The organism is Streptomyces olivaceus, assembly GCF_000721235.1.
Classification (GTDB): Bacteria; Actinomycetota; Actinomycetes; order Streptomycetales; family Streptomycetaceae; genus Streptomyces; species Streptomyces olivaceus.
Window position 1 is genome coordinate 1 of the sequence record NZ_JOFH01000081.1, and the last position, 11381, is coordinate 11381.

General features: G+C 73.1%; 4 protein-coding genes. All 4 read left to right on the forward strand.

Annotation, left to right across the window (positions count from 1 at the left end; genetic code table 11):
• On the forward strand, window positions 1-1196 hold a 1196-nt coding region (locus IG94_RS43930; protein ID WP_248783116.1), incomplete at its 5' end, for a condensation domain-containing protein.
• Between the two features lie 41 nt (window positions 1197-1237).
• Window positions 1238-6883 carry a non-ribosomal peptide synthetase gene (locus tag IG94_RS39865; protein ID WP_248783117.1) on the forward strand — a complete coding sequence of 1882 codons (5646 nt, stop codon included), beginning with the start codon at window positions 1238-1240 and terminating at the stop codon, window positions 6881-6883.
• The gene (locus tag IG94_RS39330; RefSeq protein WP_052411069.1) at window positions 6880-11115 is read left to right on the forward strand and encodes a non-ribosomal peptide synthetase; all 4236 of its coding nucleotides are present in this window, start codon (window positions 6880-6882) and stop codon (window positions 11113-11115) included. Before IG94_RS39865 ends, IG94_RS39330 begins: the two co-directional genes overlap by 4 nt.
• Window positions 11109-11381: hypothetical protein (locus IG94_RS39870; protein ID WP_157852418.1), on the forward strand; the 273-nt coding region annotated here is incomplete at its 3' end. The genes IG94_RS39330 and IG94_RS39870, both read left to right, overlap by 7 nt.

Genomic DNA, 11381 nt, shown 5'->3' on the forward strand with positions numbered 1-11381 from the left:
TCCAAGCCGTCCTCATGACCCACCCCCACATCACCCAAGCCGCCGTCATCGTCCGCGAAGACCAACCCGGCGACCAACGCCTCACCGCCTACACCGTCAACACCGTCGGCACCGACACCACCACCGACGACCTCGCCGCACACACAGCAGCCCACCTACCCGCCTACATGATCCCCTCCCACTTCATCACCCTCGACCAACTCCCCCTCACCCCCAACGGCAAACTCGACCGCAACGCCCTGCCGACGCCCGACCACGACCAGCACACCAGCGAAGGACGCGCACCCCGCACCCCCCACGAACAAGCCCTCTGCACCCTCTTCGCCGAAGTACTCGGCACCGACACCGTCACCATCGACGACGACTTCTTCCACCTCGGCGGACACTCACTCCTCGCCACCACACTCATCAGCCGCATCCGCACGACCATCGGCGCAGAGCTGCCCATCCGGCAGCTGTTCGAGACCCCCACCGTCGCCGGTATCAGCGCCACGCTCGACCAGCAGCCGGCCCGTGCTGCCGTACGGCGTCCCGGTGTCACGGCCGGACCGCGGCCCGGACGGATCCCCGTCTCCTACGCCCAGCAGCGGTTGCGGTTCCTCAGTCTGCTGGAGGACGGCAGTACCGCCTACAACGCCCCCGGCGCCCTGCGGCTCACCGGAGCCCTGGACCAGGAAGCCCTGCGACAGGCCCTCGCGGACGTCGTGACCCGGCACGAGAGCCTGCGGACCGTCTTCGCCGAGGACGAGAGCGGCTTCACCCAGGTGATCCTGGAGCCCTACGAGGTGGCCCTGGGGTTCGACGCCGTCGCCGTGGACGAGGAGCGGCTCGCGGCACGGCTGGCGGAGGCGGCACGGTACTCCTTCGACCTGGCCGCGGAACCGCCCCTGCGGGCCACCCTGTTCGAGGTCGGCGACGACGAGTACGTACTCCTGCTGCTCCTGCACCACATCGCCGGCGACGGTTCGTCGATGCGTCCGCTGGCTCGTGACCTGGCCGCCGCCTATGCGGCCCGCGTGCGGGGGGCCACGCCGGAGTGGGCGCCGCTGCCGGTCCAGTACGCCGACTACAGCCTCTGGCAGCGCGACATCCTCGGCACCGAGGACGACCCCACCAGCGAGATCACCCGCCAACTCGACTACTGGACCCACACCCTCACCGGACTCCCCGACCAGCTCGAATCGCCGCCCTGCTGACCCGGCTCGGCGCGGGCACCGACATCCCCCTCGGGTCGCCGATCGCGGGCCGCACCGACGCGGCCGTCGAGGAGCTGGTCGGGTTCTTCGCCAATACGCTGGTGCTGCGCACCGACACCTCGGGCGACCCGACGTTCGCCGAGCTCGTGGAGCGGGTGAGGGCGCGGAGCCTGGAGGCGTACCAGCACCAGGACCTGCCGTTCGAGCGGCTGGTCGAGGCCGTCAACCCGGACCGCTCGCTCACCCGGCACCCCCTGTTCCAGGTGTGCCTGACCCTCCACAACACCGACCCGCGTGCCACGGTCGCCGAGGAGGCGCGGCTGCCGGGACTGGCGGTGGAGCTGGAGCGGCTCCCCATCGAGGACACCAAGTTCGACCTCAACTGGGAACTGACGGAACACGTCGACGGCCTCGGACGGCCCGCGGGCGTCACCATCGACCTGGAGTTCTCCGCCGAGCTGTTCGATCGCGGCACCGCCCGCTCGGTGGCCGACCGCTTCGTGCGCCTGCTGTCCGCGACGGCCCGCGACGTGGAGGTCCCGATCGGCGAGATCGACGTTCTCGCCCCGGGCGAGCGCACGGAGATCCTGTTCGAGTGGAGCGACGCGACCCGGCCTCCGGTGGCGGCCGCGCTGTCCGGCTCGTCCCTGCCGCGGACGGCGGACGACACTCTCGCGTACGTCCTCGACGACACCCTGGTCCCGGTGCCGCCCGGGGTCGTGGGGCAGCTGTACGTGACGGGCTCCGGTCCGGCCGGTGATGCCGCGGAGCAGGAGCGGTGGCTGCCGTGTCCGTACGGCCGCGCGGGCTGGATGTACCGCACCGGCACGTCGGCGCGCTGGTCGGCCGACGGTGAGCTGCGGCTCGTCGAGGTGCCCGGGCGGACACCCGTCGGCCCGGCGGACGTGTGGCCCGCACGTTCCCGGGGGCCGCGCAGTCCGCGGGAGCAGATCCTGTGCACCGTCTTCGCCGAGCTGCTCGGCGTCGCCTCCGTGGGCATCGACGACGACTTCTTCGACCGCGGCGGACATTCCCTGTCGGCGGTACGACTGCTCAGCCGGATCCGCGCGGTGCTGGGTGTGGAGCTGTCCATCCGCCGGCTCTTCGAGAACCCGACGGTCGCGGGCGTCGTCGAGGCGCTCGACGAGGCGTCGGGCGCCCGCCGGCCGGTCACCGCCGTGGCGCGCCCCGCCCGGATCCCGCTGTCGTACGCCCAGCAGCGGCTGTGGTTCCTCAACCACCTGGAGGGGCCGAGCGCCACGTACAACATCCCGGTGGCGCTGGGCCTGAAGGGCGCGCTCGACCGGGCCGCGCTGCGCCTGGCGCTCACCGACGTCGTCGCCCGGCACGAGTCGCTGCGGACCCTGTTCGCCGAGGACTCCGAGGGGGCGCGGCAGATCGTCCTGCCCGCCGCCCACGCGACGCCGGAACTGATCGAGGTCGACGTGGCGCCCGGCGAGTTGCCGGGCAGGATACGTGCCGCGGCGTCCCACCCCTTCGACCTCGCGGCCGAGCTCCCCGTCCGGGCCTGGCTGTTCTCCGCGCACGACGGGGAGCGGGTCCTGGTCCTGGTGGTCCACCACATCGCCGGAGACGGCTGGTCGATGGGCCCCCTCGCCCGCGACCTGTCGCTCGCCTACACCGCCCGCGCCCGCGGGGACGCCCCGGCGTGGACGCCGCTTCCCGTGCAGTACGCCGACTACACGCTGTGGCAGCGGGAGGTACTCGGCTCCGAGGACGACCCGGACAGCGAGATCTCCCGGCAGCTGGCCCACTGGAAGACCGCGCTGGCGGACCTTCCGGAGGAGCTGGAGCTGCCGGTCGACCGGCCCCGCCCGGCACGGCAGTCGCACCGCGGCGGCCGGGTGCCCTTCGAGGTGTCCGCCGGCCTGCACGCACGGCTGGCCGCGTTCGCCAGGGAGACGGGCACCAGCCTGTTCATGGTGACGCAGGCCGCCCTGGCCGCCCTGCTCACCCGGCTGGGCGCGGGCACCGACATCCCGATCGGCAGTCCCGTGGCGGGCCGCACCGACGCGGCCGTCGAGGATCTCGTCGGGTTCTTCGTGAACACCCTGGTACTGCGGACGGACACCTCGAACGATCCGACGTTCGCCGAGCTGGTCGGCCGGGTCAGGGAGACCAACCTCGGCGCCTACGGGCACCAGGACGTGCCCTTCGAGCGGCTCGTGGAAGTGCTCAGCCCCGTCCGCTCGCTGGCCCGTCACCCGCTCTTCCAGGTGCTGCTCGGCTTCGACAACAACCAGGAGGCGCTGGAGATCCTGCGGCTGCCCGGCCTCACGGTGGACGTGCACGCGCCGGAGACCGGACGCGCCAAGTTCGACCTGGCGTTCTTCTTCGACGAGCGCTACGGCCCGCACGGCGAGCCCGAGGGTCTGGGCGGGGCCGTCGAGTACAACTCCGACCTTTTCGACCGCAGCACCGCGCAGGAGTTCGCCGAGCGGCTGCTGCGTGTCCTGGAGGGAGCCGTCGCCGACCCGGAGCGGCCCATCGGCCGGCTGGAGGTGATGTCGCCCGCCGAACGCGACCGTGTGGTGGACGAGTGGAACCGCACCGCCCACGACGTGCCCCCGTTGCCGGTGCCGACGCTCTTCGAGCGGCAGGTCGCGGCCGAACCCCGGGCGACCGCGGTGCTCGGTGAGGACGTCACCCTCTCCTACGCCGAGCTGAACTCCCGCGCGAACCGGCTGGCGCGCCTGCTGGCCGCCTCGGGAGTGGGCGCCGAGGATGTCGTCGCGATCGCCCTGCCCCGCTCGGCCGATCTGGTGGTGGCCCTGGTGGCCGCCCTCAAGACGGGTGCCGCCTACCTCACTCTCGACGTGTCGGCCCCCGAGCAGCGGCTCCGCGCGGTACTCACCGACTGCGGCCCGCGCGTCGTCGTCACCGACCTGGCCACCCGGCCCCTCCTGGGCGACGGGATCCTCCTCGACGTCGTTCTCGACGCCCCGGAGACGGTCCGGGAACTCGCCGCGGGCGCGGACGCCGACCTGACCGACGCGGACCGGGTCCGCCCGCTGGATCTGCGGCACCCCGCCTACGTCGTGTACACCTCGGGCTCCACCGGCACGCCCAAGGGCGTGGTGATGCCCATGAGTTCGCTCGTCAACCTGCTCGCGTGGCACACCGGAACGTACTGCGGCGGCGTCGGCACCCGCACGGCCCAGTTCCTCGCCGTCTCGTTCGACTTCGCGGTGCAGGAGATCCTGCAGGCGCTGGTCGTCGGCAAGACCCTGGTGATCCCGGAGGAGCACGTCCGCCGCGACGCCTACGAACTGGCCCAGTGGATCGCCAGGTACAGCATCAACGAACTGTTCGCGCCGACCCTCGTGATCGACGCCGTGCTGGCGGCGGCCGCCGACACCGGTGAACGGCTCGACTCCCTCACCGACCTCTTCCAGGGCGGGGAGCAGTTCCGGCTCAGTCACGAGCTGAGGGAGTTCTGCGCGAGCGGCTGGCGGCGGATGGCCCACAACATCTACGGCCCCGCCGAGACCCACGCGGCCACCACCGCGACCCTCCCCGGGGACATCGACGAGTGGCCCACCGCAGCCTCCATCGGGCAGCCGCTGTGGAACGCCTCGGTGTACGTCCTCGACGCCGGGCTGCGGCCGGTGCCGCCGGGCGTGCGCGGTGAGCTCTACATCGGCGGCGCCCAGCTGGCCCGCGGCTACCTCGGCCGTCCCGACCGTACGGCGGAACGGTTCGTCGCCTCACCGTTCGGGCGGCCCGGTGCGCGTCTCTACCGCACCGGCGACGTCGTGCGGTGGAACCACTGCGGCGAGCTGGAGTTCCTGGGCCGCGCCGACCACCAGGTCAAGATCGGTGGTTTCCGGGTGGAGCCGGGAGAGGTCGAGGCCGTGCTCGCCGACCACCCGAGCGTCGAGACGGCGGTCGTGGTCACCCGCGAGGAGTCCGCCGGTCCGACCCGGCTCGTGGCGTACGTGGTGCCGGAGGGCCAGGACGCCGACCCGGCGCTGGGCCGCACGCTGCGCGCCCACCTCGAGCAGCAGTTGCCGCACTACATGGTCCCGTCCTTCGTCGTCCCGCTCGACGAGCTGCCGCTCACCGCCAACGGCAAGCTCGACCGCCGGGCGCTGCCCGCCCCCGGCACCGACGCGGTGGCCGCGGAACCCCGCACCGAGCGGGAGAAGGTGCTGTGCGCGCTGTTCGCGGACGTCCTGGGCCTGGCCGAAGTGGGCGTCGACGACGGGTTCTTCGACCTCGGCGGCGACGTACCGGCCGACCTGGACGCCGACGCGCTCACCGAAGCCGTACAGGCCCTGCTGGACCACCACGACGCACTGCGCGCCCGTCTCACGCCGGCTCCGGAGCGGCGGCTGGAGGTCCGGGAGCCGGGAAGTGTCGACGCCGGGGCCCTGGTCCGGCGGGTGGACGCCTCCGGCGCCGACGGGGCCGACCTCGACGCCCTCATCCGGGAGGCGGGCGCGGCCGCCCGTGACCGGCTGCACCTGGGCGAGGGCCGGGTCGTGCAGGCCGTGTGGTTCGACCGTGGGCGCGACAGCGCCGGGATGCTGCTGCTGGTCATCCACCACCTGGTCGTCGACGGCGTCTCCTGGCGCATCCTCATCCCCGACCTCGCCGAGGCGTACGAGGCGGTCTCCGCGGGGCTGAAGCCCGCCCTGCAACCGGTGGGCACCTCGCTGCGCCGCTGGTCGCAGCGTCTCACCGAGGAGGCCGTCAAGCCCGCCTGGGTCGCCGACGCGGCCTGGTGGCAGGACGTCCTGCGGTCCGCCGGGCCCCCGCCGGGCCGCCGGCCGCTGGACCCGGCGAGGGATCGCCAGGCCACCGCCGGCCGGCTGACCATGACCCTGCCGGCCGAGGTCACGGAAGCCGTCCTGACCCGCGTTCCCGCCGCCTTCCACGCGGAGGTGAACGACGTGCTGCTCACCGCGTTCGCCCTCGCCTGGGCGCGCTGGCGGCACGGCGGGCCGAAGCTGCTGCTCGACCTGGAGGGGCACGGCCGCGAGGAGCACCTCGTGGAGGGCGCCGACCTGTCCCGTACGGTCGGCTGGTTCACCAACCTGTACCCGGTACGCCTCGACACCGGCGGTGTGGACCTCGCGCGTGCCTTCGCGGGCGGGTCGGCGGCGGGCGCCGCCGCGAAGCGGATCAAGGAGCAGCTCAGGTCCGTCCCCGACAAGGGCATGGGCTACGGCCTGGTCCGTCATCTCAACCCGGCCACCGCGGCCGGCTTCGACGGCCACGCCGCCCCCCACGTGGCGTTCAACTACCTCGGCCGGTTCACCGCCGCCGACGGCGACCGGGCCGCCGACTGGACTCCGGTCACCGGCGTCGACGCCGTCGCCGGCGACCCCCCGCAGCTGCCGCTCGCCCACCCGCTGGAGCTCAACTCCCGTACCGAGGACGGCCCGGAGGGCTCCGAGCTGGTCGCGTTCTGGACCTGGGCCGAGGAGATCCTCGACGAGGACGAGGTGCGCGAGCTGGCCGAACTGTGGTTCCAGGCGCTGCGCGCCCTGGTCACGCACTCCGAGAACCCCCACGCGGGCGGTCTCACCCCCTCCGACGTCTCCCTGTCCTCCATCGGCCAGGACGAGATCGAGGCGTTCGAGGAGGAACTGGACGACCTGTTCGACGACTTCGACGACGAACCGCACGATTTCGAGACGGAAGAAGAGGCCAGCAAGTGAGTCGCACAGCGCGGAAGATCGAGGACATCCTGCCGCTGGCCCCGCTCCAGGAGGGCCTGCTCTTCCACAGCGTCTACGACGAGGGCGAGCTCGACCCCTATGTCGTGCAGATGTCGTTCGACATCGACGGTGCGCTGGACACCGCTGCCCTGCGCACCGCCGCCGAGAAGCTGCTGGCCCGGCACGCCAACCTGCGGGTCGCCTTCCGGCAGCGCAAGAGCGGCGACTGGGCGCAGCTGGTCATGCGGGAGGTGCCGCTGCCGTGGACCGAGCGCGATCTGAGCGCCCTGCCCGAGGCCGAACGCGCCGAGGCCGCCGCCGGCCTGATCGCCACCGAACGCGCCACGCGCTTCGACGTGACGCGGCCGCCGCTGCTGCGCTTCACCCTGCTGCGGCTCGGCGCCGACCGGCACCGCCTCGTCCTGACCAACCACCACCTCCTGCTCGACGGCTGGTCCCTGCCCGTCCTCATGGGTGACCTGTTCGCGCTCTACGACGCCGCGGGCGACGACAGTGCCCTGCCCAGGGTGCGTCCCTACCGCGACTACCTCACGTGGCTGGAGGGCCAGGACCGGGACGCCGCCCGCGACGCCTGGCGCGACACGTTCGCCGACCTCGTGGAACCCACCCTCGTGGCACCCGGCGCCGACCGTGCCGCGGTCGCCGGGGCCGAGGTCCGGGCCGAGCTGCCCCGGGAGGAGACCGCGGCGCTCACCGAGCTGGCACGCGGCCGGGGTCTCACCCTCAGCACCGTGGTGCAGAGCGCCTGGGCCATCGCCCTCAGCAAGCACCTGGGGCGGGACGACATCGTGTTCGGCACCACCGTCTCCGGACGTCCGCCGGAGATCGACGGCGTCGAACGCATGGTGGGCCTGTTCATCAACACGCTGCCCTCACGGGTACGGCTGCGGGCCGCCGAACCGCTCGCCGGGCTCGTCGCCCGCGTCCAGCGCGAACAGGCCGCACTGACCCCGCACCAGCACCTCGGTCTGGCGGACATCCAGCGCACCGTGGGGCACGGCGAACTCTTCGACACCTCCATGGTGTTCCAGAACTATCCCGTCAACCGTTCCGGCACCGCGGGCACCGGCATCGGCGCCGCCATCAGCCTGGCCCCCGGCAAGAACCGGGAGGCCACCCACTACCCGCTGCTGCTGATCGCGGCCGCCCGCGACAGCATGACGTTCCGGCTCAACCATCGTCCCGACCTCTTCGACGCGGCCACCGCCCAGCAGATCCTGGACCGCTTCGTCCGTGTCCTGCGCGCCCTCGTCACCGACCCGGAGCAGCCCGTCGGACGCCTCGACCTGCTCACCGACCGGGAACGCGACAGCGTGCTGCGGGAGTGGAACGACACCGCACACGACGTCCCGGACGCCACGGTCCTCGGCCTGTTCCGCGCCCAGGCGGACCGCACCCCGCAGGCCCCGGCCGTCACGAGTGCCGGCCGCACCCTGACGTACGCCGAACTCGACGCCCGCTCCAGCCGCCTGGCCCATCTGCTGGCCGAGCACGGCGCGGCACCCGAGCGGTTCGTCGCGATCGCCCTGCCCCGCGACTGCGACACCGTCGTCGCCCTGCTCGCCGTCCTCAAGACGGGCGCGGCCTACCTGCCAGTGGACCCGGACTATCCGGCGGATCGCATCGCGTTCATGCTGGCGGACACCGAGCCCGCCCTGCTGCTCACCACCCGCGAACTCGCCCCCGGCATCCCCGACTCGGGTGCGCCGCGCCTCCTCCTGGACGACCCGGCCCACACCGGCGATCTCGCCGCCCGGCCCGCCACCGCGCCCACCGTGCCGATACCGCCCAGCCTCCCCGCGTACGTGATCTACACCTCGGGCTCCACCGGACGGCCCAAGGGCGTCGTCATCGAGCACCGCTCGCTCAGCGCCTATCTCCAGTGGGCCCGCGACGCCTACCCGGCGATGACGGGCACCTCGCTGCTGCACTCGCCGATCAGCTTCGACCTCACCGTCACCGCCCTCTACACGACCCTCGTCTCCGGCGGCCTGGTGCGCGTCGCCGACCTCGACGAGCGGGCCGCCGAGGGTCCCGGAGCCACCTTCCTCAAGGGCACCCCCAGTGTGCTCGCCCTTCTGGAGGCGCTGCCCGCCGAGGCATCCCCCAGCGAGCTGATCATGCTGGGTGGTGAACTCCTGCTCGGCGAGGTCGCCGACCGCTGGCGGGCCCGCCGCCCCGACGCCGACGTCCTCAACGTGTACGGAGCCACCGAGGCCACCGTCAACAGCGTCCAGTACCGCATCCCCGCGGGCGCGCCCGCACCCACCGGACCGGTACCCGTGGGCCGGCCCTTCTGGAACACACAGGTGTACGTCCTCGACAGCGGGCTGCGTCCGGTCCCGCCCGGCGTCCCCGGCGAGGCATACATCGCCGGCACGGGGCTCGCCCGCGGCTACTGGCGGCGCGCGGCCCTCACCTCCGAGCGGTTCGTCGCCAACCCCTACGGCCCGCCCGGCTCCCGCATGTACCGGACCGGCGACGTGCTGCGCTGGAACCACGATGGCCGGCTGGAGTTCGTGGGCCGCGGCGACGGCCAGGTCAAACTCCGCGGCTACCGCATCGAACTGGGCGAGATCGAGGCCGTCCTCGCCGGTCACGAGGGCGTCACCCAGGCCGCCGTCCTGCTCCGCGAGGACCAGCCCGGCGACAAGCGACTCGTCGCCTACGCGGCGACCGCGGGCGCCTCCGTGCCGGCCGACGCCCTGCGCGCCCTGGCCGCCGACCGGCTCCCCGACTACATGGTGCCGTCCGCCTTCGTGGTCCTGGACGCCTTCCCGCTCACCCCGAACGGCAAGCTGGACCGCCGCGCCCTGCCCGCCCCCGACTACGGGCCGCAGGCGGGTGGCGGACGGGCCCCGCGCTCCCCTCGCGAGGACATTCTCTGCACCCTCTTCGCCGAGGTGCTGGGCGTCGGCTCGGTCACCATCGACGACGACTTCTTCGCCCTGGGCGGCCACTCCCTGCTCGCCACCAAACTCGTCAGCCGCATCCGCTCGGCACTCGGTGCCGAGATGGCCATCCGGCAGCTCTTCGAGACCCCCACCGTCGCCGGCCTGTCCGGAGCGCTCGACACCGGCAACGGCGCCGCACGCACGCCGGTCACCGCCGTGCTCCCACGCCCCGCGCGGCTGCCCCTGTCCCACGCCCAGCGCCGGCTGTGGTTCCTGCACCGCTTCGAGGGCCCCAGCGCCGCCTACAACTCCCCCGTCGCCCTCCGCCTGTCCGGAGCCCTCGACCGTGCGGCGCTGGAGAACGCCCTCGCCGACCTGACCGCACGACACGAAACCCTCCGCACGGTCCTCGCCGAGGACGCCGAGGGGCCCCATCAGGTCGTGCTGGACGAGGCGCGCCCGTCCCTCGCCGTCGTGTCCAGCGACGCCACCCGGCTGGCCGCCGATCTCTCCGAGGCTGCGGGCCACGCCTTCGACCTGGCCTCCGAACCGCCCCTGCGGGCCACCCTGTTCGAGGTCGGCGGCGACGAGCACGTCCTGCTGCTCCTCACCCACCACGTGGCGACCGACGCGTGGTCCCGGGCCCCGCTGGCCCGGGACCTGACGGCGGCGTACGCGGCCCGGGTGCGGGGTGCCGCCCCGGAGTGGGCGCCGCTGCCGGTGCAGTACGCCGACTACAGCCTCTGGCAGCGCGACGTCCTCGGCACCGAGGACGACCCCGACAGCGAGGCGGGCCGGCAACTCGACTACTGGGGGAAGACGCTGGCGGACCTCCCCCAGGAACTGTCCCTGCCCTTCGACCGCCCCAGGCCGGCCGTGGCCTCCCATCGCGGTGACGTCGTCACCTTCGAGCTCCCGCCGGAGCTCCACGACCGTCTGACCCGCGTGGCCCGTGACAGCCGCACGAGCCTGTTCATGGTGCTCCAGGCGAGCCTGGCCACGCTGCTGTCCCGGCTGGGCGCGGGCACGGACATCCCGCTGGGCACCCCGATCGCCGGCCGCACCGACGACGCCCTGGACGACCTGGTCGGCTTCTTCGTGAACACGCTGGTGCTGCGCACCGACGTCTCCGGGGACCCCACCTTCGCGGAGCTGCTGGAGCGGGTGCGGACGGCCGACCTCAGTTCGACCTGGGTTTCTCCTTCGCCGAGTCCCACAGCACGACCGGCACGCCGGGCGGTCTGCGCGGCGCCCTCCAGTACAGCACCGACGTCTTCGACCGGTCGACCGCCGAATCACTGGTGCAGCGGATGGTGAAGGTGCTGGAGTGGGTCGTGGCCGGTGGGAACGGCTCCCGGGTGTCCGAGGTGGAGGTGCTGGAGGACGCCGAGCGGGAGCAGATCCTGTCCGGCTGGCAGGGAGCCTCGCGCGCGGTGCGTGGGGTGTCCTTGCCGGTGCTGTTCACCGAGCAGGCGGAACGGACACCGGACGCGGTGGCGGTGGAATGCGGTGACCGGTCGCTGACCTACGGCGAGTTGGACGCCTGGTCGGGGCGGGTCGCCGGATGGCTGCGCACCCAGCAG